Source organism: Tropicimonas aquimaris, assembly GCF_042676185.1.
Classification (GTDB): Bacteria; Pseudomonadota; Alphaproteobacteria; order Rhodobacterales; family Rhodobacteraceae; genus Tropicimonas; species Tropicimonas aquimaris.
On the sequence record NZ_JBHTJT010000008.1, the window covers coordinates 497,016 to 523,020 of the forward strand.

The 26,005-nt window shown below is 66.9% G+C and carries 26 protein-coding genes; 10 read left to right on the plus strand and 16 right to left on the minus strand.

Going from position 1 to position 26,005, the window contains the following annotated elements; translation table 11 throughout:
* Positions 1-146: 146 nt before the first annotated feature.
* Positions 147-938, plus strand: a complete 792-nt coding sequence (locus ACFQ2S_RS08810; protein ID WP_386074071.1) for a heme-dependent oxidative N-demethylase family protein — start codon at positions 147-149, stop codon at positions 936-938.
* Here ACFQ2S_RS08810 and ACFQ2S_RS08815 read toward each other — a convergent pair.
* Positions 935-1,858 (minus strand): hypothetical protein, encoded by a 924-nt coding sequence (locus tag ACFQ2S_RS08815; RefSeq protein WP_386074316.1) that lies wholly within the window; start codon positions 1,856-1,858, stop codon positions 935-937. The genes ACFQ2S_RS08810 and ACFQ2S_RS08815 overlap by 4 nt on opposite strands.
* 176 nt (positions 1,859-2,034) lie before the next feature.
* Here ACFQ2S_RS08815 and ACFQ2S_RS08820 point away from each other — a divergent pair, with 176 nt between their 5' ends.
* Together ACFQ2S_RS08820 and ACFQ2S_RS08825 are read left to right on the plus strand one after the other, a co-directional pair.
* The gene (locus ACFQ2S_RS08820) at positions 2,035-2,208 is read left to right on the plus strand and encodes a DUF1059 domain-containing protein (RefSeq protein ID WP_386074072.1); all 174 of its coding nucleotides are present in this window, start codon (positions 2,035-2,037) and stop codon (positions 2,206-2,208) included.
* 227 nt (positions 2,209-2,435) lie between these two features.
* Positions 2,436-2,666 (plus strand): hypothetical protein, encoded by a 231-nt coding sequence (locus ACFQ2S_RS08825; protein ID WP_386074073.1) that lies wholly within the window; start codon positions 2,436-2,438, stop codon positions 2,664-2,666.
* 70 nt (positions 2,667-2,736) lie between these two features.
* Here ACFQ2S_RS08825 and ACFQ2S_RS08830 read toward each other — a convergent pair whose 3' ends face one another.
* The 3 genes from ACFQ2S_RS08830 to ACFQ2S_RS08840 all read right to left on the minus strand — a co-directional run bounded on the left by ACFQ2S_RS08830 (position 2,737) and on the right by ACFQ2S_RS08840 (position 6,010).
* Positions 2,737-3,996, minus strand: coding sequence for a hypothetical protein (locus tag ACFQ2S_RS08830; protein WP_386074074.1), 1,260 nt, complete (start codon positions 3,994-3,996; stop codon positions 2,737-2,739).
* Between the two features lie 214 nt (positions 3,997-4,210).
* Entirely contained in the window at positions 4,211-5,617 is a 1,407-nt protein-coding gene (glnA, locus tag ACFQ2S_RS08835; protein WP_386074075.1) for a type I glutamate--ammonia ligase, read from the minus strand.
* 54 nt (positions 5,618-5,671) lie between these two features.
* Positions 5,672-6,010, minus strand: a complete 339-nt coding sequence (locus ACFQ2S_RS08840; protein ID WP_386074076.1) for a P-II family nitrogen regulator — start codon at positions 6,008-6,010, stop codon at positions 5,672-5,674.
* A gap of 179 nt (positions 6,011-6,189) precedes the next feature.
* Here ACFQ2S_RS08840 and ACFQ2S_RS08845 point away from each other — a divergent pair, with 179 nt between their 5' ends.
* A complete protein-coding gene (locus tag ACFQ2S_RS08845; protein ID WP_386074077.1) occupies positions 6,190-7,809 on the plus strand; it encodes an NAD(P)H-hydrate dehydratase in 1,620 nt (539 codons plus the stop codon).
* A 94-nt stretch (positions 7,810-7,903) separates the two neighbouring features.
* On the opposite strand, the gene mazG is transcribed toward ACFQ2S_RS08845, so the two are convergent.
* A complete protein-coding gene (gene mazG / locus ACFQ2S_RS08850) occupies positions 7,904-8,722 on the minus strand; it encodes a nucleoside triphosphate pyrophosphohydrolase (RefSeq protein ID WP_386074078.1) in 819 nt (272 codons plus the stop codon).
* A gap of 63 nt (positions 8,723-8,785) precedes the next feature.
* On the opposite strand from mazG, the gene ACFQ2S_RS08855 reads away from it, so the two are divergent.
* A complete protein-coding gene (locus tag ACFQ2S_RS08855; RefSeq protein ID WP_386074079.1) occupies positions 8,786-9,949 on the plus strand; it encodes a M20 aminoacylase family protein in 1,164 nt (387 codons plus the stop codon).
* A gap of 9 nt (positions 9,950-9,958) precedes the next feature.
* Here the strand turns inward: ACFQ2S_RS08855 and ACFQ2S_RS08860 are convergent, their stop codons facing one another.
* Positions 9,959-10,237: a hypothetical protein gene (locus tag ACFQ2S_RS08860; protein ID WP_386074080.1), complete on the minus strand. Its 279-nt coding sequence runs from the start codon at positions 10,235-10,237 to the stop codon at positions 9,959-9,961.
* A 63-nt stretch (positions 10,238-10,300) separates the two neighbouring features.
* Between ACFQ2S_RS08860 and prfA the strand changes: the two genes are divergently transcribed.
* The 3 genes from prfA (at position 10,301) to ACFQ2S_RS08875 (ending at position 13,109) form a co-directional block, all read left to right on the plus strand.
* Complete coding sequence (gene prfA, locus ACFQ2S_RS08865) at positions 10,301-11,356, plus strand: peptide chain release factor 1 (RefSeq protein ID WP_386074081.1); 1,056 nt, start codon at positions 10,301-10,303, stop codon at positions 11,354-11,356.
* Positions 11,353-12,183 carry a peptide chain release factor N(5)-glutamine methyltransferase gene (prmC, locus tag ACFQ2S_RS08870; RefSeq protein WP_386074082.1) on the plus strand — a complete coding sequence of 277 codons (831 nt, stop codon included), beginning with the start codon at positions 11,353-11,355 and terminating at the stop codon, positions 12,181-12,183. The genes prfA and prmC overlap by 4 nt, the downstream gene beginning before the upstream one ends.
* A 227-nt stretch (positions 12,184-12,410) precedes the next feature.
* The gene (locus ACFQ2S_RS08875) at positions 12,411-13,109 is read left to right on the plus strand and encodes a DUF4167 domain-containing protein (protein ID WP_386074083.1); all 699 of its coding nucleotides are present in this window, start codon (positions 12,411-12,413) and stop codon (positions 13,107-13,109) included.
* A gap of 55 nt (positions 13,110-13,164) precedes the next feature.
* Here ACFQ2S_RS08875 and rsmA read toward each other — a convergent pair whose 3' ends face one another.
* The 7 genes from rsmA to ACFQ2S_RS08910 all read right to left on the minus strand — a co-directional run bounded on the left by rsmA (position 13,165) and on the right by ACFQ2S_RS08910 (position 21,766).
* On the minus strand, positions 13,165-14,016 hold the full coding sequence (gene rsmA / locus ACFQ2S_RS08880) for a 16S rRNA (adenine(1518)-N(6)/adenine(1519)-N(6))-dimethyltransferase RsmA (protein WP_386074084.1): 852 nt from the start codon (positions 14,014-14,016) through the stop codon (positions 13,165-13,167).
* An 88-nt stretch (positions 14,017-14,104) separates the two neighbouring features.
* A complete protein-coding gene (pdxA, locus tag ACFQ2S_RS08885) occupies positions 14,105-15,100 on the minus strand; it encodes a 4-hydroxythreonine-4-phosphate dehydrogenase PdxA (protein ID WP_386074085.1) in 996 nt (331 codons plus the stop codon).
* Complete coding sequence (locus tag ACFQ2S_RS08890; protein ID WP_386074086.1) at positions 15,100-16,320, minus strand: peptidylprolyl isomerase; 1,221 nt, start codon at positions 16,318-16,320, stop codon at positions 15,100-15,102. Before ACFQ2S_RS08890 ends, pdxA begins: the two co-directional genes overlap by 1 nt.
* A gap of 95 nt (positions 16,321-16,415) precedes the next feature.
* On the minus strand, positions 16,416-18,542 hold the full coding sequence (locus tag ACFQ2S_RS08895) for an LPS-assembly protein LptD (protein ID WP_386074087.1): 2,127 nt from the start codon (positions 18,540-18,542) through the stop codon (positions 16,416-16,418).
* Positions 18,539-19,645, minus strand: a complete 1,107-nt coding sequence (lptG, locus tag ACFQ2S_RS08900; protein WP_386074088.1) for an LPS export ABC transporter permease LptG — start codon at positions 19,643-19,645, stop codon at positions 18,539-18,541. Before lptG ends, ACFQ2S_RS08895 begins: the two co-directional genes overlap by 4 nt.
* Positions 19,642-20,772, minus strand: a complete 1,131-nt coding sequence (gene lptF, locus ACFQ2S_RS08905) for an LPS export ABC transporter permease LptF (RefSeq protein ID WP_386074089.1) — start codon at positions 20,770-20,772, stop codon at positions 19,642-19,644. The genes lptG and lptF overlap by 4 nt, the downstream gene beginning before the upstream one ends.
* A gap of 319 nt (positions 20,773-21,091) precedes the next feature.
* Positions 21,092-21,766 carry a DUF2270 domain-containing protein gene (locus ACFQ2S_RS08910; protein WP_386074090.1) on the minus strand — a complete coding sequence of 225 codons (675 nt, stop codon included), beginning with the start codon at positions 21,764-21,766 and terminating at the stop codon, positions 21,092-21,094.
* Between the two features lie 222 nt (positions 21,767-21,988).
* On the opposite strand from ACFQ2S_RS08910, the gene ACFQ2S_RS08915 reads away from it, so the two are divergent.
* Together ACFQ2S_RS08915 and ACFQ2S_RS08920 are read left to right on the plus strand one after the other, a co-directional pair.
* Complete coding sequence (locus ACFQ2S_RS08915) at positions 21,989-23,464, plus strand: leucyl aminopeptidase (RefSeq protein WP_386074091.1); 1,476 nt, start codon at positions 21,989-21,991, stop codon at positions 23,462-23,464.
* Between the two features lie 4 nt (positions 23,465-23,468).
* Positions 23,469-23,927 carry a DNA polymerase III subunit chi gene (locus tag ACFQ2S_RS08920; RefSeq protein ID WP_386074092.1) on the plus strand — a complete coding sequence of 153 codons (459 nt, stop codon included), beginning with the start codon at positions 23,469-23,471 and terminating at the stop codon, positions 23,925-23,927.
* Positions 23,928-24,053: 126 nt separating this feature from the next.
* Here the strand turns inward: ACFQ2S_RS08920 and ACFQ2S_RS08925 are convergent, their stop codons facing one another.
* From ACFQ2S_RS08925 to ACFQ2S_RS08935, 3 genes are all read right to left on the minus strand, one after another.
* Positions 24,054-24,533: a c-type cytochrome gene (locus ACFQ2S_RS08925; protein WP_386074093.1), complete on the minus strand. Its 480-nt coding sequence runs from the start codon at positions 24,531-24,533 to the stop codon at positions 24,054-24,056.
* A gap of 141 nt (positions 24,534-24,674) precedes the next feature.
* The gene (locus ACFQ2S_RS08930) at positions 24,675-25,256 is read right to left on the minus strand and encodes a retropepsin-like aspartic protease family protein (RefSeq protein WP_089231896.1); all 582 of its coding nucleotides are present in this window, start codon (positions 25,254-25,256) and stop codon (positions 24,675-24,677) included.
* A 78-nt stretch (positions 25,257-25,334) separates the two neighbouring features.
* On the minus strand, positions 25,335-25,955 hold the full coding sequence (locus ACFQ2S_RS08935) for a MarC family protein (RefSeq protein WP_386074094.1): 621 nt from the start codon (positions 25,953-25,955) through the stop codon (positions 25,335-25,337).
* Positions 25,956-26,005 lie beyond the last annotated feature (50 nt).

Here is a 26,005-nt window from a genome sequence, read left to right on the forward strand (position 1 = left end):
GGTCCGCGCGCCATGACAATGGTATCATTACGTAACGTCACTTTGCCATGACGCAGATCAGGCGAGGCGCCGCTTGCTCCTTGGCGGTATGCAGTGTCAGACCTCCACCTGTCCCGGCGTCCCGGGCGCGTTTCAAGCCGGCCTTTATGTCAGATCTCGCTCAGCCTCGGACGATCCTCAACCGGGTGGTCCCGAACCCGCCCTGGGAGGATCCGCGCACGCGGCGCCTGCCGGGGATCTCGCCGCTCGACATGGCGAACTGGCTTTGGGTCCTCGACAGCTATCCCGCTCAAATGGCGGAGCGGGAGCGCCTGCTGGCGGACGTCACGCCCCGTGTCCACGCGCTGCCCGATGCTGCCAGACCGGCCGCGCAGGAACTCTACGATCTGGTGCTCGCACAGCTTGCCGCGCGCGGGGATTTCTCTCGCAACGGCGGGGTGATGCGCTGCCCGGATGGCCGGCTGGTGCGTCTGGAGCGCGATGCGCCACTCCTGACGTTGGGTCGGCTGGTGCAGGAGGATCTGTGCCTTCTTGAGAAACCGCCGGGCGGAGCAGAGCACCTGCTCACGGCCGCTGTTCTGTGCTTCCCGGCAAGCTGGACGCTCTCGGAGAAACTGGGCCGCCCCATGATGGCGATCCACCGACCGGTCGCCGAATACGATGCCGAGCTTGCGCGGCGTGTGCAGCGCTTGTTGGACGGGGTACGGCCGGGCCGGCCGCTTTGGCGCGCCAACCGGCATCATTACCGGGAGGCGGCGCTGTTTCATCCCTTGCGGGAGGGCGAGGTTCGCGCCGAGGCGAGCGGCGAGTCGCCCTATCTGCGCTCGGAGCGCCAATGCCTGCTCAGGTTGCCCGAGACAGGCGCTGTCGTCTTCTCGATCCACACCATGGTGTTGCGTCGGTCGGACCTGCCCAAGGACTCGCCCGAGAGCGTCTAGAGTGTAGTCTGGAAATACCCCGCGCGGCCGTTGCAGACGGGAAGGCCGTTGCGCTCTTCCAGCACCAGACCGAGCGCGCCTCCGCTCAGGCGGTGCACCACGAAGCGCTCGCCATCCTCCAGGCCGAAGGCGGTGCCTTCTTCAGGCAGGGCCTCGGTCGCGCGCACATGGGCGACAAAGGCGAGCACGCGCTTCATCAGCCAGTCGAACCGCACCCGGGCAGGGGCGACGCGCAAGGTGCAGCCGATCAGGCTCTCCGCCCCCCGGATGTCGAACTCCGGCAGCAGTCCATTCGCCTCGGCACCGTCCGCTGGCGATGGCGTGCCGATGGGCGTCGGGTGCAGGAAAAGGGGCAGCGGAAACAGCATGCCGTCCATGGCGCGGAAGCGCGGGGCGGGAAAGATGCGGTCGGACTGGCTCCAGTAGACGGCGAGAGGGTGGCTCGACTCCGCCAGCCAGGAGGCGGCGATATGGCCCGCCATCAGCATCAGGTCGTAGGCTTCACGCGAGGCCGAAAAGTTACGGTTGCGCAGGGGCGAGGTCTCCTGGGGTGCGGTGCCATCGACGGCCGCTTCGCGTGGCGTGGGTGTGCAACGCAACTCGAGACTGATCGCGGCCCTGTGGCGGGCGACCAACCCGGCCCAATCTTCGTGGAGCAGCTCCTGCAGCCTCGAGTCGATGGCTGAATCCAGCCGGGCCGAGGTGATGGACAGGTCGCGTTCCCTGAGTTCGATGGACAATCCCCGGGCATGCAGCGTGGTGCCGTGCCGCGCGGGGTACTGGTCGAAATGCAGCCCCGAGGGGCCGAGGATCGTGTTAAGCCGCACCCGCAGACCGGGCGCGTCTGCCACGGCGGGACGCGGCAGAAGGAGCGTGACGGAGATGCGATCGGGCAGGTGCATGGCGGTGGGCCTTTTCACGTGGGGATTTTGCCGCACGATGCCCGGCGTTTGCGGTCGGATCGTGGCAAGGGCAGGGAAATCGCGAGGAGCGGCGGGGAGGGGGCTCGTGCTGCGGCGCGGCGTGCCCGGGTGATGCATCTTTGCGGATCCATGGTATGTTGGTCGTCTATCGAGCGCGACAGGGAGGAAGCGCCATGACAAGACTTCTCAAATGCGGGGACCTCATGCCGGGGTGTGATTTCGAAGCCCGTGCCGAGACCGACGAAGAGCTGCTCGAAATGGCGGCGAAACATGCAAAGGAGGTGCACCGGGTCGAGGTGACACCCGAACTGGCCCAGCAGGTGAAGGAAGCAATCCGGCTGGAGTGATCCTGCTGCCGCCGTAGCCCCGCAGTTCAGCAGACAGGCGCCTTCGGGCGCCTGTTTTGCGTTTCAGGGGCGGCTGCATTGGCAAGAAGCCGCGCAGGGCTGGCGGCGACCTGCCGAATGCCGAGGACAAAGATCGTGCGGATATCACATTCGCAAAATGTAATATAATGAGGGCGCACAGCCCGGTGGAAGTCTCGGGTGACACTCAACAAAGGAATTGCAGGCCCATGAAAGTCACATTTGCACTCGCCGGTATTCTGGCGGCGTTCTCTCTTTCCGCAGCCCACGCGGATCACAACAACCCCTGGGCGTCGGAGGAGGATACTGTCCTTGGCCAGAACCACGACGACAATCAGTCGTTCAGCGACGACCGTCCCGGCGAGGACGAGATGAAAGGTGTGGCGAATTCCCGTGGCCGCGACAGCGTCACCGGACCGAAAGGCAAGCGAGCTCAGTAACGGACGCCTGCCACGACCGCGGAGCCCGGCTGGGCCGCGACGCGCCCTCCCGGGGGGAGGGCGCTGAGGGTCAGGCGATGAAATCCCCCGCGCTGACGCTGTTGGGGTCCACATCCTCCAGGTAGACTTCCGCGTTCTTGTTCAGGCGAACCAGCGTGTCGTTGCCGTTGTCGCGTGACAGGATCTTGAGGTCGCCGGGGCGGTTGGCGGCGAAGATGGTCAGGCTGTCCTGGCTGGCGTCGTAGTCGCCGACGTAGTCCGACCCGAAATCGGTGCCGTAGAACCGGAAGCTGTCGGCGCCATCGTTGCCGAACATCCAGTCGTTGCCGCCGTAGATGCGGAAGACGTCGTTGCCATCCCGGCCGCTAAAGCCGTGATCCTTGTTGCTGTCGATGATGACATCCCGCTCATCCGAGCCATCGACCCTCTCGATGCTCTTGAGCGTGTCGGTGCTGCCGAAGCCATCCTGTACCTTGCCGGTCTTCATGTTGGCGCGGATGCCGGCGAAGCCGCCGTGGTCGTCGTCCCGGTCGTAACGGACCCGGTCCCAGCCGCCGCGGCCATCAAGGAGGTCGTTGCCGGCATAACCGATCAGCGTGTTGTCCTTGCCGTCGCCTCGAATGACATCTCTGAGGAAGGTGCCGCGCACTTCCTCGATGTTCTTGACACTGTCCTTGAAGCCGTCGGGTCCGATGACCTCTCCTGCCTTGAGATCGGCCCGGATGCCCTGGATGGCGCCGGTGGGGTTCCAGTACCAGTCTTCGTATCTCAACTGGTCGTAGCCTGCCCCGCCGTCATAGGAATCCTTCCCGCCTCCGTCGATGATGGAGTCGTGGCCGCCCCTGGCGTTGACCGTATCGTTGCCGCTGCCGGTGCGGATCTCGTCCCAGCTCAGTTCAAGATCCCAGGTGTCCGGCTTTCCGTTCTGGGCGCCGACATGGGTCGAGTCAAACCCGTCGAGAAATTCAAAGACCCTGTTGAAGTCCTCTTCGCGGTTATACCAGCCCTGAACCGCGACCAGTGGCACGTCGATATCCGCCACCTTGATTTGCAGGTTGCCGCGCGGATCAAGCATCCGGATCTCGGTGATGGATCCGGCGTTGAATTGGTCCTCACCCGCATAGCGACCGTCCTCCGGCTTGTAGGTCGCGGCCCCGTTGGTCAAGAACTCGATGCGATAGGCGTTGCGGTCGTCCTCGAAATCGCGCCCCAGCGATTCATTGTAAGTCAGCACGATCTTCTTCGCCTTGACGTCGACGTCGTAGTATCTGGTGTCCCAGCGAAACGCGTGAATTCCCTTGTTCGCGTTGTAGTAATTCCAGGTCGCCATGTGTCCCCCCTCCCAAGCTGAAATTGTCGTGGCAAAAGTTACCCTTTGTAACATGACGTTAGGTAAATCTCAACGTTCACGCGTTTTTCCCGGGATTGTCGCGAACCGGGCGACAGCAAGAGGCGTGGATTGACCGTCGGGACAGGTCAGTCCGCATGAAAAAGGGGCGCCCCGAAAGGCGCCCCTGCTGTCACTGTCCCTGATCTCTTGCGGATCAGCAGCTGTAATACATCTTGAATTCGACCGGGTGCGGCGTGTGTTCGAAGGCGTAGATCTCTTCCCACTTGAGATCCATGTAGCCCTCGATCTGGCTCTTGGTGAACACGTCGCCGGCGAGCAGGAACTCGTGGTCGGCGGCCAGGCACTCCATGGCTTCACGCAGCGAGGCACAGACGGTCGGGATGCCCTCGAGCTCCTCGGGGGGGAGATCGTAGAGGTCCTTGTCCATGGCTTCGCCCGGATCGATCTTGTTTTTGATGCCGTCGAGGCCAGCCATCAGCAGGGCCGCGAAGCAGAGATACGGGTTCGACGACGGGTCGGGGAAGCGGGCCTCGACGCGCTTGGCCTTCGGCGACTCGGCCCACGGGATCCGGACGCAGCCGGAGCGGTTGCGGGCGGAATAGGCGCGCAGAACCGGGGCTTCGAAGCCGGGGATCAAGCGCTTGTAGGAGTTGGTCGACGGGTTGGTGAAGGCGTTCAGCGTCTTGGCGTGCTTCAGGATGCCGCCGATGTACCACAGGGCCTCGTCGGAGAGGTCGGCGTACTTGTCGCCCGCGAAGAGCGGCTTGCCGTCCTTCCAGATCGACATGTTCACGTGCATGCCGGTGCCGTTGTCGCCGGCGATCGGCTTCGGCATGAAGGTGGCGGACTTGCCGTAGGCGTGGGCCACGTTGTGGATGACGTACTTGTACTTCTGAAGCTCGTCGGCCTGCTTGGTCAGCGAGCCGAAGATCAGGCCGAGTTCGTGCTGGCAAGACGCCACTTCGTGGTGGTGCTTGTCGACCTTCATGCCCATGCGCTTCATGGTCGAGAGCATCTCGGAACGCAGGTCCTGGGCGTCGTCGGTGGGGTTGACGGGGAAGTAGCCGCCCTTGATCCCGGGACGATGGCCCATGTTGCCCATCTCGTATTCGGTGTCGGTGTTCCAGGCGGCGTCGATCGCGTCGACCTCGTAGGACACCTTGTTCATGCCGACCTGGAAACGGACGTCGTCGAACAGGAAGAATTCCGCTTCCGGGCCCATGTAGGCGACGTCACCGATGCCCGAGGCCTTCAGGTAGGCTTCGGCCTTCTCGGCGGTGCCGCGCGGGTCCCGGTCGTAGGGCTCGCCGGTGTCCGGCTCCACGACGGTGCAGTGGACCGCCAGCGTTTTCTCGGCATAGAACGGATCCATGTAGACCGAGGTGGTGTCCGGCATCAGCTTCATGTCGGACTGATCGATGGACTTCCAGCCGGCAATCGAGGAGCCGTCGAACATGAAGCCTTCTTCCAGGAAGTCCTCGTCGACCTGATCCGACATCACGGTGACGTGCTGCAGCTTGCCGCGCGGGTCTGTAAAACGGACGTCGACGTATTCGACGTCCTCGTCCTTGATGGTCTTGAGAACCGCTTCTTTGCTCATGGTGACCTTGGTCCCTTTGTCAGTATTGGATGGATTGCGGGTTTGCGTGGCGGGTCAGAGCGCGTCGTCGCCTTCTTCGCCGGTTCGGATGCGGATCGCCTGTTCGACCGAGGAAACGAAGATCTTGCCGTCGCCGATCTTGTCGGTCTTGGCGGCGGTCATGATGGCCTCGATGGCGGCCTCGAGCTGATCGTCGGGCAACACGACCTCGATCTTCACCTTCGGCAGGAAATCCACGACATATTCGGCGCCCCTGTAGAGTTCCGTATGCCCCTTCTGCCGCCCGAAACCCTTGACCTCGATCACGCTCAGCCCTTGCACGCCGACATCCTGAAGGGCTTCCTTCACGTCGTCGAGCTTGAAAGGTTTGATGATGGCTTCGATTTTTTTCATGGTGGCGGCCGACTCCCTGTGATCCGTCCCGGTAAATGCAGAGACCATCAACCCGGAGGGGGAACAATTCAAGAGCCGCGGCGGCATTGCGGCGAAAGGCCGTTTCGTGAATGAGTGGTTAAAAACTGTGCAAACTGCCTGCGTATGAGGCGAATAATAAATCGGGTGGGCCGAATTTGATGACCGAACTTCTTACATCTGCACAAATGCGCGCCATCGAGCAGACGGCATTCGACCTCGGGGCGGCCACAGGGTCGGAGTTGATGGAGCGTGCCGGGCAGGGCGTCGTCGAGGCGATGCTGACGGATTTTCCCGAGCTGGAGCAGGGAGCGCGACGCGCAGTGATTCTCTGCGGACCGGGCAACAATGGCGGTGATGGCTTTGTGGTGGCGCGCCTTCTGAAGGAGCGGGGTTGGACGGCGGAATGCTTTCTGTACGGTGAAGCCGACCGCCTTCCCCCCGATGCCCGCGCGAATTTCGAGCGCTGGTCGGCGCTCGGGCCGACCACAGATTTCCACGACTGGCGCTTCGCCCTGCGCTATGGCGTCGGCTCCAACGAGGCGGAGGCGCCGGCGGCAATCATTGACGCGCTGTTCGGCACCGGTCTGGTCCGACCGCTGGCGGACGATCTCGACCGGTCGCTGCGGGAGTTGGACGCCGCCTTCCCGAAGGGCGGCGCGAAGCGGATCGCAGTTGATGCACCCTCGGGGCTGTGCATGGATTCGGGTCGGCCTCTGGTGTCGGGGACAAAGGTCGACCTGCCGTTGAAGCAGGACCTGACTGTTTCCTTCCATCGGCTGAAACTGGGCCATGTGCTGGCCGAGGGGCCGGAATCCTGCGGAGCGCTGCGGGTCGCCAATATCGGGCTCGACCAGGCGGCTTTGCGCGCGGCGCGCAGCGAATTGCGCGAGACGCTCGGCGCGGCGGTGACAAAGGCGATCCCGCGCGCCTATGAGCTGCGCAAGGGGGGGGAGGATGCGCCGGGGGTCCACAAATACGACTATGGCCATGCGCTGGTCCTGTCCGGCGGCCCCGGGCACACCGGGGCGGCACGGCTGGCGGCGCGCGGCGCATTGCGGATCGGCGCCGGACTGGTCACCGTGGCCGCGCCTGGCTCGGCAATGACCGAATGCGCCTGCCACCTGACCGCGATCATGCTCGCCCGCTGCAATGGTGCCTCGGACCTCGGCGCGATCCTGGGCGACGAGCGGCTCAACGCGCTCTGCCTCGGGCCGGGGCTGGGCGTGGGGTCTGCAACCCGGGACATGGTGATGACAGCGCTCGGAAGCCGGCGCTGCTGCGTGCTCGATGCCGATGCGCTGACCTCGTTTGCGGGCTCTGCGCCCTCGCTCTTCGCGCATCTGCACTCACGGGTGATCCTGACCCCGCACACCGGCGAGTTCGCGCGGCTGTTCCCCGATATCTGGGCCAAGCTGACCGAGCCTGCCCTGCACGGCCCGGCCTATTCCAAGGTCGAAGCGACACAGGAGGCGGCGGCGCGGGCGGGCTGCATCGTGCTGCTCAAGGGGCCTGACACCGTCATCGCCGAGCCAGGAGGGCGCACGGTTGTCAGCGCGGCGAGCTATGACCGCGCGGCGCCCTGGCTGGCGACGGCCGGCGCCGGGGACGTGCTGTCGGGCATGATCACCGGGCTGCTGGCGCGGGGAATCTGGCCGGTGACGGCGGCAGAGATTGCGACCTGGCTTCACGTGGAGGCGGCGCGGCGCTTCGGCCCCGGCCTGATCGCGGCAGACTTGCCGGACCTGCTGCCCGCCGTGTTCAGGGACATCGGCGTCTGAAGGGAACCGGAGAGCCGCTTGCCAGATTGCGCGCCTGCGGCGCATTCCTCCCGAGCGCTTCGCGCGGTCTGGCTCCGGTCGAGACCCTTGCGGTTCAGCCCCGGCCGGGCTCGCTCTTTTTTGCCGCGTTCCAGAGCGCGTCCATCTCATCGAGCGTCGCATCGGCCGGCGATGAGCCGGATGCGTGAAGCACGTCCTCCAGGGCATTGAAACGGCGGACGAACTTTTCATTCGTGCGTCGCAGGGCTTGCTCCGGGTCGACGCCCAGATGCCGCGCGAGGTTGGCCAGAACGAACAGCATGTCGCCCATCTCGTCCTCGATCCGGTCGTGCGGCCCGGACGCGGCGGCCTCGGCAAGCTCTTCGGCTTCCTCGCGGATCTTGTCGAGCACCATATCCGCATTGTCCCAATCGAATCCGACCCTTGCGGCGCGTTTTTGAAGCTTGAAGGCGCGCAGGAGCGCCGGCAACCCGAGCGCCACCCCGTCGAGCACACGCGCCTCGCCCTTCTCCTGCCGCTCCCGCGCCTTCTGCACTTCCCAGTCGCGGGTCTGCTGCTCGGCCGACTTGTCCCGGCTCTCATCGCCGAAGACATGCGGGTGGCGGTCGACCATCTTGTCGGAAATGCCGTCGGCGATCTCGGCAAAGGTGAAGCGGCCTTCTTCGGTGCCCATCTGGGCGAAATAGACCACCTGCAGCAGCAGGTCGCCCAGCTCGCCCTTGAGCTCGTCCCAAGCCTCGCGCTCGATCGCGTCGGCGACCTCGTAGGCTTCCTCGATCGTGTAGGGGGCGATGGTCTGCCAGGTCTGTTCGATATCCCAGGGGCAGCCGTTTTCGGGATCGCGCAGGCGCTCCATGATCTCCAGCAGGCGTGGCATTCCGCCCTTGGGGTCGTTGATCAGGGAATCGTGCATGGTCGCGGCTCCTGTCCTGGACTAGGGTCGCCGCGAATTAGGGTGGTTTCGGGAGACATGTCCATGCCGGTTCTCAATCGCATCGCCGGCTATGCCGACGAGATGCAATCCTGGCGGCGCTGGCTGCACCGGAACCCGGAGCTGGGCTTCGAGCTGCCGAAGACCGCGGCATTCGTCGCCGAGCGGCTGCGCGAGATCGGGGTGGACGAGCTGCACGAGGGCATTGCCGGCACCGGCATGGTGGCGTTGATCAAGGGGCAGGGCGATGGCCCGGTTGTCGGGCTCAGAGCCGACATGGACGCGCTTCCGATCGAAGAGGAGACGGGGGCGGAGCATGCCAGCGAGAGCCCGGGGCGGATGCATGCCTGCGGCCATGACGGGCATACGACGATGCTGCTCGGCGCGGCGAAGTACCTTGCCGAGACCCGGCGTTTCGCGGGCACGGTGGCGCTGATCTTTCAGCCGGCCGAAGAGGATGGCGGCGGCGGCCGGGAGATGTGCCGCGAGGGGATCATGGAGCGCTTCGGGATCGGCGAGGTCTATGCGCTGCACACCGCACCCGACATGGAGGCCGGCCGCTTCGCGACGCGCCCGGGGCCGCTGATGGCGGCGGTGGACGATTTCGAGATCACGGTGCGGGGCGTCGGCGGGCACGCCGCCTGGCCGCAGCAGTCGGTGGACCCGGTGGCGGCCTCGGTGCAACTCGTCTCGGCCTTCGACACGATCCTCTCCCGCAACGTTGCGCCGTTGGATACGGTGGTGCTGTCGGTGACCCGGATCAACGCGGGATCGGCCAACAACGTAATCCCCGCACAGGCGGTGATCGGCGGCACGGTGCGCAGCTTTCGCCCGGAGGCGCAGCAGATGGTGCGCCGGCGGATGGAGGAGATCTGCGCCGGGATCGGCGCCGCGATGGGGGTGGAGATCGCGCTCGACTATCGCCCGGAATACCCGGCGACGGTCAACCACGCGGCGCAGACGGAGTTCGCCGCCGAGGTGGCGCGCGAGATTGCCGGCGAGGGCAGGGTGGAGATGACGCGCAACCCCGAGATGGGGGCGGAGGATTTCTCGTTCATGCTGCTTGAGCGGCCCGGCGCGTTCCTGTTCATCGGGCAAGGCGAGGGGCCGATGTGCCACCACCCGGCCTTCGATTTCAACGACGAGATCGCGCCGGTCGGGGCAAGCTTCTTTGCGCGGCTGGTGGAGCGGGCGCTGCCGCTCGAGTGACCGGGGGCCTCATGCCGGGCTTTTGGAGAGCAGCGCGCGGCCAGGGTCGCGCTGTGAGCTGACGCAGCCGTCGCCGGTCTCGCGCCACATCGGGGTGTTGAGAGACATCTCGCAACGGGCGAGAAAGGCGCGGCCGTCGACCGTCAGACAGATGGTCTCGCCCAGCTCCACGCGGGCGCCCTGCCGGTCCGTGCAGTAGCAGTCGATGCCCGTGCCGGCCTCTCCCGGGCCCTCTGCGAGAGCGGGGCCGGCGGCGAGCAGAAGGGGCAGGAGCGGCAGGCTGCGCATCCCGGGATCATACCATATCGCGGCCCCTTGACCAAAGCCGCACAATCCTGCACGCAGCCCGGCATGGTTCCCGAGGAAAGACTTCAAGAGATCACGGCGCGCTTCGAGTTCCTGGAAGCGAAGATGGCCGGGGGTGCCGGGGCGGGCGAGATCGCGCGCCTCGCAAAGGAATATTCCGACCTCAAGCCCGTGGTGGCCGAGATCGCCGCCTGGCGCCAGTGCCGGGCCGATATCGCCGAGGCTGAGGCGATGCTCGCGGACCCCGAGATGAAGGATTTGGCGGAGGAGGAGCTGCCGACCCTGCGCGCCCGCCTGCCGGAGCACGAGAAGGCGCTGCAACTGGCGCTGCTGCCCAAGGACGCCGCCGATGCCCGCCCGGCAATGATCGAGATCCGCCCCGGAACAGGCGGCGAGGAGGCGGCGCTCTTTGCCGGGGACCTGCTTCGGATGTACCAGCGCTTTGCCGAGGCCGAGGGCTGGAAGTTCGAGCTGATCGAGGCGCAGGAGAGCGAACTTGGCGGCATCAAGGAGGCCGTGGCCCATGTGCAGGGCGACGGCGTCTTCGCCCGGCTCAAGTACGAATCCGGCGTCCACCGGGTGCAGCGCGTGCCGGAGACCGAGAGCGGCGGGCGCATCCACACGTCGGCCGCCACCGTGGCGGTACTGCCCGAGGCCGAGGAGGTCGACATCGCTATCCCGGCGAGCGATCTCAGGATCGACACGATGCGCGCCAGCGGCGCCGGCGGCCAGCACGTGAACACCACCGATTCCGCGGTGCGGATCACCCACCTGCCGACCGGCATCGTCGTAACGAGTTCGGAGAAATCCCAGCACCGCAACCGCGAGATCGCCATGCAGGTGCTGCGGGCACGACTCTACGATATGGAGCGCCAGAAGGCCGCCGACGAGCGCGCCGCCGACCGGCGCAGCCAGGTTGGCACGGGTGACCGCTCGGAACGGATTCGCACCTACAACTTCCCGCAGGGCCGCATGACCGATCACCGCATCAACCTGACGCTCTACAAGCTCGACCAGGTGATGCAGGGCGATCTCGGGGACGTGATCGACGCGCTCATCGCCGACGACCAGGCCCGCAAGCTGGCCGAGATGGGCGCGTGAGCGCCACCTTCGCGGAAGTGATCGCGGCGGCAACGGCGCGCCTGCGGGCGGCCGGGGTCGAGACGCCCGAACGCGATGCCCGCAGGCTGGTGGCCTTTGCCGCCGGGATCGGCGCCGACCGTGTGAGCTTGCACCTGCGCGACGCCTTCGAGGCTGGGAAGGAGCTGGAAGCCGCGCTCGCGGCCCGAGAAGAGCGCCGGCCGGTGTCCCACATCGTCGGCGAGCGGCTGTTCTACGGGCGTCCCTTCCGCGTCACCGCCGACGTGCTCGACCCGCGCCCGGAGACCGAGACGCTGGTCGCCGCGGCGCTGGAGGAACCTTTTCATCACGTCCTAGATCTTGGTTCAGGAACCGGCTGTATCCTTCTGACATTGCTTGCGGAACGCCTCGGTTCAACTGGTCTCGGCGTGGATGCCTCGCCGGCCGCGCTCGATGTCGCCCGCAGCAATGCCGCGGCGCTCGGCATCGACGCCGAGTTCCGCCAGTCGGACTGGTTCGGCGCAGTTACCGGGCAATTCGACCTGATCGTCTCCAACCCGCCCTACATCGCCGCGGCGGAGGTGGCGGGCCTTGCACCCGAAACCCGGCTCTGGGAGCCGCGGATGGCGCTGACCGACGAGGCCGACGGCCTTACCGCCTACCGCGCCATCGCTGCCGGAGCGCCGCGGCACCTGAGCCCCGGTGGACGGCTCATGGTCGAGGTCGGCGGCAACCAGGCCGAGGCCGTTGCGGAGATTTTTGGTGCCTTAGGTCTTGAAGACATCGGTTTCCGTGCCGATCTCGATGGACGCGGCAGGGTGGTCATCGGACACGCGGAACGCCCATGAACGTGCCCCAAACGGCACGTTCGGACCCGCAATCGACGCTTTCCGGCTCATCGAGCGGTTTTTGACTTGTCACGGCTTCCGTCGCATGATTAGCAGAATAGGCACGGAACGGCGGCTGACGGCCCCCCGCGCACGAAAGCCATAACAACTCGGACCGACGCGCGGGCGATGAGCCTGCAGCAAGCAACACAAGGTCCGCCCCCGCAACAAGGCGGAACTAGATACACATGAGATCATCCAAGTCACGTTCGCGTTCGAAGTCGAACCGCTCGCGCTCGATGGGAAATATCGTCAACCGGGTCTTCGATTCGTCGGGTCCGGAAGGCAAGGTGCGGGGCACCCCGCAGCAGATCATCGACAAGTACACCCAGCTGGCGCGCGACGCGACGCTGGGCAACGACCGGGTTGCGGCGGAGAACTTCCAGCAGCACGCCGAGCATTACACCCGCATGCTGGGCGAGGCGCAGCGCGAACAGGATGCCCGCCGCGAACAGCAAGAGCAGTCCAACCGCGACCGCCAACGCAACGACGGAAACAATGGAAATGGCGGTGGTGACGGCGGAAACAACGCCGGCAGCCAGCGCCGAGAGGATTCCCGCCCCGACGCGTTCCAGTCCATTGACCAGCCCGATACTGGCGGACCCGACGTGATCGAGGACGAGAGCCAGGGCGCCCCGCAGCCCGATCTCGTGGTGGATGTGCCGCCGGCCAGGAAAGCCGATGCCGCGGTGTTCGATGCCTCGGCCGAAGGCGACGAGGGCAACACGCTCGTCGATACGCCCGAGGCCAAGGCGAAGCCCAAGTCGAAGCCGCGCGCCCCGCGTCCCCGCAAGCGCAAGACCGATGCCCCGGAAGCCGTCTCGTCTCAGGAAGCCCCGGCAGAGGCTCCCGGCGGGCAGGAAAGCTCGACCGAAACCGCGAAGTAAAAGCTCGGCGGCTCGCTATGGGCCGTCGATCGCCGGGCCAGTGTTTCGCTCGGCGTCAGCTTGAGGTGCGCGCGGCCACGCCCCGCGCCAGGGCGGCGAACTGCTCGATCGCGACCTGCTCGGCCCGCTCCGTGGGAGCGATGCCTGCGGCCGCCAGCAACGCCTCCACATCGCCGCCCAGGCCCTTCAGCGAGGACCGCAGCATCTTGCGCCGCTGATTGAATGCCATGCCCACCACACTGGAGAGAACGTCCGGGTCCGCTGGCCAGCGTGGCTCTGGTAGCGGGCGCAGGTGGACGACGGCGGAACTCACCTTGGGGGGCGGGGTGAACGCTTCTGGCGGCAGGCGGAGCGCGATGCGCGCCTCGCAGCGCCACTGCGCCAGCACTGCCAGCCGACCATAGGCCTTGCCGCCGGGCTGCGCCACGATCCGCTCCGCCACTTCCTGCTGGAACATCAGCGTGAGCGAGGCCCAGTAGGGCGGCCATTCCGGCGGCGACAGCCAGCGCGTGAGCAACTCGGTGCCGACATTGTAGGGCAGGTTGGCCACCACGTGGATCGGCGGCGCGAGATGCGCCAGCGCGTCCACCTCCAGCGCATCGCCCTCGATCACCTCGAGCCTCCCGGGATAGGCCGCTGCGACCTCGGCCAGCGCCGGAAGGCAGCGCGCGTCCTTCTCGATCGCCAGAACCCGCCCCGCGCCCTCGGCCAGCAGGCCTCTCGTTAGCCCGCCGGGACCAGGGCCGACTTCCAGAACCGACGCCCCGGACAGATCGCCCGGTATCCGCGCAATCCGCGCGGTCAGGTTGAGATCGAGCAGGAAGTTCTGCCCCAGCGACTTCTTCGCCGCCAGGCCGTGAGTCCGGATCACCTCGCGCAGCGGCGGCAGGCCGTCGAACGCACTCATGGCTGCGGCCCTCTCATATGATTGGAAACAAGCGCGCGGGGCGCAGGCGCTTCCCCCCCGCCGGCCCGGCTGGACTTGGCAGGAATGGTCATGCCTGCGCCCGTGTGCGCGCCATGCGCCCGGCGAGCCGCAGCGCCTCGACGGTGGAGCGGATATCGGCCACGCCCTTGCCGGCGATGTCGAAAGCGGTGCCGTGGTCGGGGGAGGTGCGGATGAAGGGCAGGCCGAGGGTCACGTTCACGCCGCGCGCGAAATCCAGCGTCTTGATCGGGATCAGCGCCTGGTCGTGATACATGCAGATGGCCGCGTCGTACCGCGCCCGGGCCTCGGGGTGGAACATGGTGTCGGCGGGCAGCGGGCCAGCGAGCGAGAGGCCGTCGGACCGCATGTCCTCCAGCATCGGGGCGATCCAGTCGGTCTCCTCGCGGCCCATCGCGCCGCCTTCGCCGGCATGCGGGTTGAGCCCGGCCACCGCCAGACGCGGCGATGCGATTCCGAAATCCCGGCGCAGCGCCGCCTCGGTGATCAGGATCGTCTCGGCCAGCAATTCCGGCGTCAGCTCCCGCGGCACAGCGGAGAGGGGAATGTGGATCGTGGTCGGGACCACCCTCAGAGCCTCGCAGGCCAGCATCATCACCACGCGCTCGACCCCGGCGAGGGCGGCAAGAAACTCGGTATGACCCGGATAGGCAAAGCCGGCGCCGTCCTTGAGCGCCTTCTTGTTGATCGGAGCTGTCACGACGCCGCCCGCTTCACCGGCCTGGGCCAGTTCCACCGCGCGGGCGATCACCGCGATCACCTCGGTGGCATTGGTCGGGTCCGGGCATCCGGGCAGTGCGGCGCCGGGGAAAGGGTGGGGCAACACCGGCAGGGCCTCCGCGGCCACGTCAGCGGCCTCGGCTGGCGTTTCGATCTCGCGCACCGGTGTGCCGGCGGGCAGATGGGCGGGATCGCCGATCCAGGCAAAGGGAAGTTCGGCGCGCAGGCTGTCCCAGGCGCGGGCCGCGATCTCGGGTCCAACGCCGGCGGGCTCGCCGCAGGTCATCACCGGCGGCAGGCCGGCGGAGGCGGCCGGGACCGCCATCACGGGTAGAGAATGATCGCGTCGGCCCGCAATTCGGCCAGGTACCCGTCGCCATAGGCGGCGAGGCGCTGGTTGATCAGCTGGTTGCGCACCCGTTCGCGGTCCGGCTGCTCCTCGAAGACGGGGGTGCGGGCGCAGAGCATGAGCATCGCGAGATTGCCGCCACGGATCAGTGCGGCTGAGGTCTCGCCCGGATCGAGCTTGGCCAGCTCCAGCGCGATGTCGCGGGGAACCTCGCTGGCGGGCAGCGTTTCGAAGGTCAGCCGCTCGGGCGGCTGGCCGAGGTTGATGCCATGGAGGTCGTCGCAGGTGTCGGTGCTGGCGGCGACCCGCGCGGCTTCGGCAAGAGCCGCTTCGGTGAGGCCGCCGGGGATCAAGTAGGTCGCGTATTCCAGGGTCACGTCCTGCGCCTCGGCAACGCCGGTCTCGCGCAGTTCAATCAGCTGGAACAGCGCGATGGCATTGGGCACGTTGATCGGCGTCGTCACTCCGCCCGGCGCAAGGGTCAGGATCTCGCCACGGATTGCCGGCGGCATCTCGGAGAGCGGCATGGCGCGGGGCAGTCGGCCGCCGTTTTCGCGGGTGCGCGAGGCAGAGTATTGGCGCGCTGCAGCGGCGAAGCCACCGATCGATGTGGCATTCTGATAGATGTCGTTGGCAATCTGCTCCGACGTCGCCAGCTCCTCGGGCGTGCGGGCGGGCAGGATGATCTCGGCCAGCGTCGCCTCGGCGCCGCCGCTCTGCGAGGTCAGGGCCAGCGCCCGGTCGATCTCGGCGTCGGTGATCTGGGCGCGCGGGCCAAAGCGCGTGCGCACGACCTCGCGCCAGAGCACGCCGGCGTTCACGAAATCGCGGAACGTCTGCATGTCGACGCCGTTGGCGGCCAGCGAGGACAGGAAGGTCTCGGTGTCCATGTTGGTCCGCTGGGCGAACTCGGCCATGCCCTCTTCGGTCTGTTCGGGTGCGATGGTGATGCCGAGACGGTTTGCGGCATCGGTCCGCAGACGGTCGTCGATCAGGTCGTTGCGGGCGCGTTCGTCGATATCGCCGGTGGCGCGGAACAGCGACAGGATTCGCCTGCGCTGCTCCAGCTCGAAATGCGTGATCGGGCGCTCGTTGACGATGATGACCGGCGAGAACGGGTTGCTGGACTGTGCCTCAGATTGCAACGGGACAAGTGCCAAGCCCGTCACCAAGATCGACCGAAGAATCCGGATCATCGTCCTGCGCTCCCGTTGCTGCCCGCCCGGGTCGCTCTCGAATGCCCGGGTGTCCTTCGCGTTCTATGACAGCGCCACCGCTGCGACAAGCCGATCTAGCCCCGGCAGGCGGAACGCGACGCGCTCGAACGGCCGTCGCCGCTGGTGCCGAAACCGGCCAGCTGGACCTCGAAGGTGTAGTCGGTCGAGGGGTTGAGCTGCTCGGTCGAGGTGAAACGGCGGCGGACCGACAAGTCGAAGGTGGCGCATTCGGTGCTGTAGACGATCCCGACCCGTGCAGAGGCCGAACGGTCCAGTTCGAGGTCGTAGCGGACGTCGGCGGAACTGCTCCAGCGATCGTTGATCTGCCAGTCGCCGTCGATCCGCCATTCGTGGGTGATGTCGTCGCGATCCTCGGCTTCGCTGGGCTCCATCCAGACATAGGTGCTGGCGAAGTCGAGCATGTCGCCGTCCCAGGAGAGGCGAAGCTTGTTCTTGGTGACGTCGTAATCGTCCCCCAGCAGCGCCCGGTTGATCAGGGTCATCCGGTTCGGCAGTTCCAGCCGCACCGCGGTCAGCAGGTCGGACTCGATGCCGTCGAAGGTCTCGTAGCCGCTGAACTGGCCCAGGTCCTCCTGGCGGTAGATGCGGCCGACCGTGGCGCCCAGAGTCCAGCCGGCCTCGTCGTAGCGGGTCCAGCTGATGCCGACGTTGGCCCGCAGGCCGCGCTCCTGCACGTCGTCGGCGGGGAAGCGGGAGAAGGAAAGGAGGTTGCCCTCGTCGAATTCGAGCTGCGTGCTCTCGTCCTGCGGTGTGTCTTCGCCGTCGTCGGGGCTCCAGACAAGCTGAACCACCGGCTCGATCACCTGGCTGGAATGCGCGTCCTGCCGGACCCAGGGCCAGCGCACCTCGACCGCGCCATAGGGCGTCGTCTGGTTGATCGTATCGGGGTAGTTGCTGTCGTCATTGACGATCGTGCGGTCGAAGAAGAGCCGCGCGTCGGCGGTGAACAGCATGCCCACCGGGCCGGACCAGGCGCGGGTCCAGTCGAGCAGGCCGGCGACCCTGCCGACGTCGCGGCCCTCCACATCCACCGATGACCGCCGCTGGTGGCCATGCGCCTCGAGCTGGAAACTGCCGGTACCGCCGACCACCGGAACGTCGTAACGGCGCGTCCAGGTGGCGTCGCCCACAAGGAACGGCTGTGTTTCGTTGTCCTCCGATGAGCGCAGCGAGCGGTAGGCCACCGCCTCGGCCTCGAACAGCCGGTCGCGCCCGACCCTCGACAAGGTCAGCGCGCTGTCGAGCCGGTCCTTGTCGGAATAATCGTAGTCGAGCAGATAGGTGTCGTCGGAGACTGTCTCGATGTCGAACTCGAGTGTGTAGTCATCCGGCAGAGAGAACGCGCCGTCGGCGAACAGATAGGCCCGCCGGCCTTCGGGGCGGATGTCGTCGCGGCTGACCGCGCCGTTCATCTCGATCTCGCCGTTGCGGAAGGCCTGACGGTAGCGCAGCTCCAGCGTTCTGGTCCGGTTTGCCGAGACATAGGGCGTCACGGTCAGGTCCTTGTGGTCGCCGATCCGGAAGAAATAGGGGATCTTGACGCCGAAGCCGAGTTCGTCGGTGGTGCGCAGGCTCGGGGTGAGAAACCCGCTCGCCCGCTCGACCGTCGGATCGGGCAGGCGCAGTTGCGGCAGGTACATCACCGGCACGCCGACAACCTCGAAGACCGCGTCGTCGAAGTAGAGCTGCTTCTCCAGGTCGTCATGCACCACCCGGCGGGCACGGATCTGCCAGAGCGGTACGGGATGCGCGGCGCAGACTTCGCAGGACGAGGCGACGGTCCGGTACAGCTGGGTGTAACGGCCATCCACACGGTCGATCTCGGCGGCGGCGAGCTGCAACTGCTGATCCATGACCACACGCGCCGAGCGCAGCAGGCCGTTGCTCAGGTCGGGCGAAAGCGCGGCGCTGTCGGCCAGTACGATGGTGTTCTCGCCCTGGGTCAGCACGATCGGACCCTCGATCTCCAGCAGGTCGGCGTCCTGGTCATAGATGATCCGGCCGGCCCGAAGGCGGGCGCCGTCGTAAAGCGCCTCGACATTGCCGCTGGCCACCAGCTTGCCATCGGCGGTGATCTCCACGCGGTCGGCGATCAGGGTCGAGACAGGGCTGTCCTCCTGTGCGGCGGCAGGCAGGGCGGTGGACAGCATCAGGGCGAGCAGGGCGGCGCGAAGTCTCATCCGTCCTCCAAGTGCAGCAGAAGGCCGAGGGACATCAGGATCGCGATCGCCGGCGGCGCCCAGGCAGCCAGCGCGATCGGCAGGTCGCCGTTCTGGCCGAGGATCTGGGCGAAGCTGCGGATGAAGAAGGCCGAGAAGCCCATCAGTAGCGCGAAGAGCACCATCAACCCGGTCCGGCCGAAACGGGTATGGCGCATGGTGAATCCGGAGCCGATCATCACCATGGCGGCGAGAAAGAGCGGCAGCGCCAGCTCCATCTGGAACCAGACCCGGTGCAGGCGGGCGGAAAAGCCGGCCTCGTCGAGATTGCGAATGAACCCGGGCAGTTCCCAGATCGGCACCGAGGCCGGCGAGCCGAAGCTGTCGCGGATCTGGTCGAGCGTCAGCGTGGAGGGCAGGAGCAGCGTTTCGTGGAAGGAAGCGCGCAGTTCGGGGTTGTCGACGCCGAGCGGCCAGAGCTTCGCATTGGTCAGCTCCCAAGCGCCCTCGATCAGGGTCGCGCTCTCGGCCTCGGCGCGGCGCACCGCGCCGGTCCGTTCGTCGCCGTCGGGTGCGAAGCCCGTGAAGGTCACTCCGTAGAGAACGGTGCCGTCGAGATTGGCCCGCTGGGCGCGGATCACCGTCTGCCCCTCCGCGCCGCCCTGACGGAGCCAGAGCCCGTCGCGGCTGACCGACAGAACGCTGCCCCCGTCGCCTGAGAATTCCGCCGCCTTGCGCTCGTAGGCGTGCTTGGTGGCCGCCACGATGGGGTTGAGAACTGTCACCCCCAGCACGCCGACCAGCGCCGCCGCGATGGCCGGAGAGATCATCGCCCGGATTGCCGAGCGCCCGGCGGCACGGGTCACCACCAGCTCGGAGGTGCGCGCGAGGCCGAGGAACAGCGCCAGCGTCGCCAGCATCACCACCAGCGGCAGCATCGAGTAGAGCGTCTCGGGCGCGGAGAGCATCGACAGCTCCAGCGCGCCTCCGAAGGACAGCTCGGCGCTGTCGAACCGTCGCATCTGCTCCACCATGTCCAGCAGGATGATGAACATCCCGAAGACGAGGAAGATGCCGCCGAGGATGGTGAGGAACTTGCGGGCGAAATAGAGTTGCAGCTTCATGCCGGCGCCTCCGGCCGGGGAACGCGCTTGAACAGCGCCGGCCGCTTGGCCGCCCAGAGCAGGACGAGTATCATCGCGCTGCCCAGGGCGGTCGGCAGGTAGACCAGCGGCCAGAGCGAGGCATCGCGCCGGGCCATGTCTGCGGTGACGTTCTCCGTCGCCTGCAGCAGGATGATCAGCACCACGGCCAGACCGATCTGCCGCCAGACGCCGAACCGGCTGAAACTCCCCAGCATCAGCGCCGAGAAGCCGATCAGCGCCGCGATCAGCGGATTGAACGGCTGGGCGATGCGCAGGTGGCCCTCGTAGAGGAAGTTGGAGGGTTTCTTGCCGGTGGCCTCGAGCGCGGCCTCGTCGGGGTTGAAGAGGGTCAGCGTGTCATATTCCCGAACGTCACGGCGGTTACGCCCGGCCGATTGCATCAGCGTGCCGACATCGTAGGTGAAGCTGTCGAATGTGGTCACGAGCAGGCGCCGGTCCATCAGGTCGTAGGTCTGGGCGGAGCCGTCGACCATCACCAGCTTGGGACCGCGCTCGTCCTGCACGAGATAGGCGCGGGCCGCGAGGTAGTCGGTCCGCGTGGTCTCGGAGCGCGAATCCGAGAGGAAGACGTCCAGCAACTCGCCCTCGCGGGTAATCTCGCGGATGTAGAAGGTGATGCCGCGCGCCGGGTTGAGAAACTGACCCTCGGTCAGCATCCGGGAGGCGACATTGGCCTCGATCTCGTCGGTGCGCTCGGCAAGATGGGTGCGGCTCGCCGGGACAAGGACATGGACCAGGATCGCCATCAGCAGCGCGACGACCAGCCCGAACATTGCGACGGGGCGGGCCATGCGCCAGGGCGACATGCCGGTGGCCTGCGCGACGACCAACTCGCTCTCGGTGGTCAGCCGGTTGGTGACATAGACCGCGGCGACGAAGGCCGAGATCGGAAGCACCATGCGGATCACGTTGGGCAGGGTATAGAGCGTGAGCGTCAGGAACACACCGGCCGACTGGCCATCGGCCAGGAGCTGGTCGAAGAGTATCACCGCGCGGTTGATCCAGTAGACCGACACCAGCACCAGCGAGAAGAAGCCGAAGAGCACCATGAGCTGGAAAAGGAAATATCGGTCGAATCGCGTCACGCGGCCGGTGCTCCGGATCAATGTTTCGAACCGGCTTAGACGATATTGCCGGACCGGTAAAACCCATCGCGGGGATATGGAGGAAGATTGATGCCTTCCGGAGGGCCGGTCGGCGGGGAGGCGCCGGAGGCCTCCGGCGAGGGCCGCGCGGATTGGCTTTGCCGGAAACGAGGGCGGGGTGCGCCCGCCGGAACTCGATGCTGCCGCATCTCGCCCCGTTGGGCGTGGCGCGCTGCGCGCGCGGCGTCGGGCGGAGAATGGCGCGCGGCAGATCCGCACCCGTGCATTGTGTGCCTCGTCAGGCGTTGGAGGGAAAGGCTCAGCCCAGGGCCCTGCCGCGCCCGCGTTGTGCGCTTCGCTGCGCATCGCGCCGCCCGGTGATCTGCGCGATGACGAGGAAGGCGCCGAGGTAGACGATGCCGATCCCCAGGATCAGTTCACCCGGCAATGGCCCGGTGTCGGCGCGGTCCACGACCTCCCGAAGCGAGGCTGCGGGCACCGGATGAATGATCAGCTTGCCCACATAGGCCATCATCTGCACCGAAAGGATCCAAAGGTAGTTGCGCCGAATCCGGCGTCCCATCGCGGTGAACAGGCTGACGTGGTAGTCGGGGCGCCAGTAATCCTCCGCCAACACCTTCTGCCAGTTCTCCTCGGTGTGCAGGTCGCCGTCGAGCAGCATCGGCGCGTAGAAATGCACCTCGATGTAGCGCGCCCGCGCCCGCCAGACGTTGAAATAGCGATAGCGGCGGGATTCCAGCACCATCAGGGTCCAGATCAGCACCCCCACGAGAAGCAGGGGCAGGGCCGAGGCTTCGGCGCTGGAAAACGAGAGCGAGATTGCGGCACCCAGCGACACCACGGACCAGTTCGTCGTGGTGTCGAGCCGGGTGCGCCATATCGTGCTTCGGTAGACCTCGCCCCGGTAGAGATGCGCGAGCGCCCCGATCTCGGCCTGGGTGAACTCACGTTTCTTCGTTGTCGTCTCCGGCATGGCCCCTCCCAAGGCTTGTCCGCCCGGTCGGCGCCAGCCGCGAACGGCCGATCGACCCGGAACTCCCTGACACCCAGCCTAGTCCGGGCAGCGCTCCCGCGGAACCGTGCGTGTTGAAATAACCGGCGCTTTCGTCGGATGGCGCCCGCTTGGGGCATGCCTGACTGGCGCATTCCGGAGTGCGCAGATAGGAATGGTGCGAACAGATCCGGAGAAAGATTGATGACCCTTGTTCCCGATGTCGAGATTCTCGCCACCGACCTCGACGCCCTGAAGGAGTTTTCCGGCCGTATCACCGTCTTCGTGCCGTCCGACGGCCGGCTGGACGCCGCCGCCCGCCGGGTGAACCGGCTGTGCCGGGGCGCCGTCGTGCGGTTCGCGACGAGCGAGGCTTTTGCGGCGCTGAAGCCGGGCGAGGCCCGCGACATCGCCTATCCCTCCGGCATGGCGGCCGAGGCGGTCCAGGTGGTCAGGCTGGAGCGGACGGCCAGCACCGAGGAGCTGCGCAAGGCGGGGGCGGCGGCCGGCGCGGCGCGCGGCAAGCAGGATGTGCTGGTGCTGGCCAGCGCCCGCAAGCGCACGCAGGAGATCGCGCTCGGCATGATGCTGCGGGCCTATGCCTTCGACGCCTGCAAGTCCGGCGAGGCCGCAAAACCTGCCAGGGGCGTAATGAAGATGATGGTCAACGATCCGGAGCCGGCCGTCCCCGAGATGGAGGCGGTGCGCGCCTTGGCAGAGGGCGTATTCATGACCCGCGACCTCGTCAACCTGCCGGCAAACCTGCTGACCACGACCGAATTCGCCGATCGGCTGGAAGCGCTGCGCGAGCTCGGCGTGGAGGTGGAGGTGCTCGACGAGGCGGCGCTGGCCGATCTCGGCATGACTATGCTGCTGGGCGTCGGGCAGGGCTCGGAAAGCCCCTCCAAGGTCGTGGTGATGCAGTGGAAGGGCGGCGGCGACGAGGCGCCGCTGGCGCTCATCGGTAAGGGCGTGGTGTTCGACACCGGGGGGATCTCGCTCAAGCCCGGCGCCGGCATGGAAGACATGACCATGGACATGGGCGGTGCGGGCGTCGTCGCCGGCGTGATGCGCGCCATCGCCGGCCGCAAGGCCAAGGCCAATGTCGTGGGCCTCGTCGGGCTGGTCGAGAACATGCCCGACGGCAAGGCGCAGCGGCCGGGCGATATTGTCACCTCGATGAAGGGCGATACGGTCGAGGTCATCAACACCGACGCCGAGGGCCGGCTCGTGCTGGGCGACGTCATGTGGTACGCGCAGGAGCGGTTCAATCCGGTAGGCATGATCGACCTCGCCACGCTCACCGGCGCGATCATTGTCTCGCTTGGCCATGACAACGCCGGCGTCTTCTCCAACAACGACGACTTCTGCAATGCCTTCCTCAAGGCCGCGTCGGTCGAGGGCGAGGGCGCCTGGCGTATGCCCCTGGGCGAAAGCTACGCGAGCCTGCTGAAGTCCCAGAAGGCGGACGTGAAGAACGTTGGCACCCGCTGGGGCGGCGCGATCACCGCGGCGGAATTCCTGCACCGGTTCGTCAAGAACGACACGCCCTGGATCCACCTGGACATCGCCGGCGTGGCCCAGCCCGCCGCCGCGCCCCCGCTGGCGCCCAAGGGGGCCTCGGGCTGGGGCGTGCTGGCGCTCGACCGGCTGATCCGCAACGGCTACGAGGCCGTATGACCCGATGGGGCAGGCGCTCTTCTACCACCTGACGCGGAACCCGCTGGAGGTCACGCTGACGATGCTGCTGGAGAAGTCGCGGGAGCGCGGCTGGCGTGTCGTCGTGCGCGGGACCGATACGGACCGTCTGCGCTGGCTGGACGAGAAGCTCTGGCTGGGGCCGGAGGAGGGGTTCCTGCCACACGGGCTGGCGGGCGGTCCGCACGATGCCGACCAGCCGGTGCTGCTGACCAGCGACACCGCGATCGCCAACGGGGCCACTTGCCTCATGGCGATCGACGGCGCCCCGGTGGGCGCCGACGAAGTCGCCGAGCTGGAGCGGGCCTGCATCCTCTTTGACGGGCGCAACGAGGCGGCGGTGCAGCACGCCCGCGGCCAGTGGAAGGTGCTGACCGAAGCCGGGGCCTCGGCGCAGTATTGGTCCGAAGAGGGCGGTCGCTGGGAGAAGAAAGCCGAACGCTGAGCGGCGCCCGGGTGCCGGTCATCAGGAAACCCCGCCGGGGTGTCCCCCGGCGGGGCCACTCACCCAAGGAGCCGAAGCTCCCCCCCACCGCTTAACTCTTGCCGCTTCCGGCCTGTGCCAGTGCGCCTATTTCTGGATCGACTCCAGATAGAGCGCCAGCGACAGCATCCGTCCGCGCACGATGGTTTCCGCGCCGAACGGGCCGGCATCCTCGCCGATGGCCGAGCGGAACAGGTCGCCCCAGGCGGGCATTTCACCCGACGCCGCGAGCGCCTCGCGGTCGGTCAGCCGGAAGCCGGTGCCCCAGACAGGGGTTTCGTCCCCATGGCCGCGCACGCCGCTGCGGCCGTCGATGATGTGGATCACCTCCAGCATCGGGAAGACGCCGCCATTGCGCTCGGCCAGCGTGGTCAGGTCCGGAACCTCGACGTTGAGGTATTTCGCGACCTCGCCGCCGCCATGGGCGTCAACGCCGTGGCAGCTTGCACATGCACCAAGGTACTCGGCCCGGCCGCTCTGGTTCTCTTGGCCCCAGGCGGCCCCCGCGGCAAGGGCGACAACGGCCGCTGCCGCCAGCATGGTCTTCATGGTCCTGATCTGTGACATCGCTCCCTCCTCGTTGCGGGAGCGCCACCGAACGCGCCAGGAGTGCCGCGTCGGGACTCCCTATCTTATCATAGGCCATCCCGGACGGCCCGCGCCATGATGCCTGTCAAAGCGGAGAGGACAGATTGCAGTTTCCGGGCCTTAGCGGGTGAGAATCATCTTGCCGCCGCCGAAGGTGACCTCGGCGAAACGGTTCAGATAGGCCATGCCGAGCAGCGATCCCTGCATCTCGCCGCCGTTCACCACCGCCGCGACGTTGGTGTCCCGGATGTCGCCGAGCGCGACCTCCTCCAGACGCACCCGCGCCGTCTGAACCCGCCCGTTGGCGGTGTTGGCGGTGCCCAGATAGGGGAGGCTGTCGGTCTCGATGCCCACGCGCTCGGCATCCTTCTGGCTCAGCACGATGTCGGTGGCGCCGGTGTCCACGACGAACTGCACCGGCGTGCCGTTGACCTGCAGCACCATGTGGAAATGCCCGTCATTGCCCATCGGAACCTCGACTCGCCCTTGCTCGGAAAAGACCGCCTGCTGCGGCAGGAGCGTGTTGCGCAGGTCGCCCCAGAGCCCGTAGGCGACGATGACGCCGATGAAGATCAGCGCCCAGAGACCGGCCTGGCGCAGGCTGCGTCCGATCGACTGCCGGTTCGACAGGAAGAAATACCCGGCGATCACGCTGCCGAGCAGCATGAGATAGATCAGCGATGCGGTCTGGTCGGCGCTCATGGCCTCTCCCTCGACTGGCGGCTCCGAAGGAACATGTAGGGGGCAGGAGGCCCCGCCGCCAGCCCCGAGGGTTCTCGCTCAGGCGGGCAGCAGGGAGGCCCCGCGCAGGCCGTCGAGCACGAACTGCACCGAGAGCGCCGCGAGCAGCATCCCCAGCAGCCGGGTGGCGACGACCGTGCCGGTCCGCCCCAGAAGCCGCTCCAGCAGGCCGGCCGCGCGGAACATCACCATGACGACGGCCAGAACCGCGACCATGACCACGAACACGCCAGCGACCTGCACCGTGCCGTCGGCCTGGCCCACCAGCAGGATCATCGTGGTGATCGCCCCGGGGCCTGAGACCAGCGGAATCGCCAACGGGAAGACCGAGGGATCGGGGCGGTCGTCCTCTTCGGCGGTATGATCGCGCCGCGCGGTACGGCGCTCGAATAGCATGTCGAGCGCGGTCAGGAACAGCAGGATCCCGCCGGCGATCCGGAAGGCGGGAAAGGAGATCCCCACGAAATCCAGCACCGTCTCGCCCGCGAGGCCGAACAGCGTCAGCAGGCCCAGAGAGATCACGATCGCCCGCCGCGCGATGGCGTTGCGGGTCTCCTTGCTCATGCCCTGGGTCAGCGCCAGGAACACGGGCGCCAGCCCGATCGGATCGATGATCACGAAGAGCGTCACGAAGGCGCTGATGAAGAAGGTCAGGTCCATTCCGTTTCCTTAGGCCGAACCGCCGCGCAGGTCACGCCCCTTGCCACGGG

Excerpts from the sequence above, each read along its gene's own strand:
- ACFQ2S_RS08810 (WP_386074071.1), top strand. The coding sequence starts at position 147 with ATGTCAGATCTCGCTCAGCCTCGGACGATCCTCAACCGGGTGGTCCCG.
- ACFQ2S_RS08820 (WP_386074072.1), top strand. The coding sequence starts at position 2,035 with ATGACAAGACTTCTCAAATGCGGGGACCTCATGCCGGGGTGTGATTTC.
- ACFQ2S_RS08825 (WP_386074073.1), top strand. The coding sequence starts at position 2,436 with ATGAAAGTCACATTTGCACTCGCCGGTATTCTGGCGGCGTTCTCTCTT.
- ACFQ2S_RS08830 (WP_386074074.1), bottom strand. The coding sequence starts at position 3,996 with ATGGCGACCTGGAATTACTACAACGCGAACAAGGGAATTCACGCGTTT.
- glnA (WP_386074075.1), bottom strand. The coding sequence starts at position 5,617 with ATGAGCAAAGAAGCGGTTCTCAAGACCATCAAGGACGAGGACGTCGAA.
- ACFQ2S_RS08840 (WP_386074076.1), bottom strand. The coding sequence starts at position 6,010 with ATGAAAAAAATCGAAGCCATCATCAAACCTTTCAAGCTCGACGACGTG.
- ACFQ2S_RS08845 (WP_386074077.1), top strand. The coding sequence starts at position 6,190 with ATGACCGAACTTCTTACATCTGCACAAATGCGCGCCATCGAGCAGACG.
- mazG (WP_386074078.1), bottom strand. The coding sequence starts at position 8,722 with ATGCACGATTCCCTGATCAACGACCCCAAGGGCGGAATGCCACGCCTG.
- ACFQ2S_RS08855 (WP_386074079.1), top strand. The coding sequence starts at position 8,786 with ATGCCGGTTCTCAATCGCATCGCCGGCTATGCCGACGAGATGCAATCC.
- ACFQ2S_RS08860 (WP_386074080.1), bottom strand. The coding sequence starts at position 10,237 with ATGCGCAGCCTGCCGCTCCTGCCCCTTCTGCTCGCCGCCGGCCCCGCT.
- prfA (WP_386074081.1), top strand. The coding sequence starts at position 10,301 with ATGGTTCCCGAGGAAAGACTTCAAGAGATCACGGCGCGCTTCGAGTTC.
- ACFQ2S_RS08875 (WP_386074083.1), top strand. The coding sequence starts at position 12,411 with ATGAGATCATCCAAGTCACGTTCGCGTTCGAAGTCGAACCGCTCGCGC.
- rsmA (WP_386074084.1), bottom strand. The coding sequence starts at position 14,016 with ATGAGTGCGTTCGACGGCCTGCCGCCGCTGCGCGAGGTGATCCGGACT.
- pdxA (WP_386074085.1), bottom strand. The coding sequence starts at position 15,100 with ATGGCGGTCCCGGCCGCCTCCGCCGGCCTGCCGCCGGTGATGACCTGC.
- ACFQ2S_RS08890 (WP_386074086.1), bottom strand. The coding sequence starts at position 16,320 with ATGATCCGGATTCTTCGGTCGATCTTGGTGACGGGCTTGGCACTTGTC.
- ACFQ2S_RS08895 (WP_386074087.1), bottom strand. The coding sequence starts at position 18,542 with ATGAGACTTCGCGCCGCCCTGCTCGCCCTGATGCTGTCCACCGCCCTG.
- lptG (WP_386074088.1), bottom strand. The coding sequence starts at position 19,645 with ATGAAGCTGCAACTCTATTTCGCCCGCAAGTTCCTCACCATCCTCGGC.
- ACFQ2S_RS08910 (WP_386074090.1), bottom strand. The coding sequence starts at position 21,766 with ATGCCGGAGACGACAACGAAGAAACGTGAGTTCACCCAGGCCGAGATC.
- ACFQ2S_RS08915 (WP_386074091.1), top strand. The coding sequence starts at position 21,989 with ATGACCCTTGTTCCCGATGTCGAGATTCTCGCCACCGACCTCGACGCC.
- ACFQ2S_RS08920 (WP_386074092.1), top strand. The coding sequence starts at position 23,469 with ATGGGGCAGGCGCTCTTCTACCACCTGACGCGGAACCCGCTGGAGGTC.
- ACFQ2S_RS08925 (WP_386074093.1), bottom strand. The coding sequence starts at position 24,533 with ATGTCACAGATCAGGACCATGAAGACCATGCTGGCGGCAGCGGCCGTT.
- ACFQ2S_RS08930 (WP_089231896.1), bottom strand. The coding sequence starts at position 25,256 with ATGAGCGCCGACCAGACCGCATCGCTGATCTATCTCATGCTGCTCGGC.
- ACFQ2S_RS08935 (WP_386074094.1), bottom strand. The coding sequence starts at position 25,955 with ATGGACCTGACCTTCTTCATCAGCGCCTTCGTGACGCTCTTCGTGATC.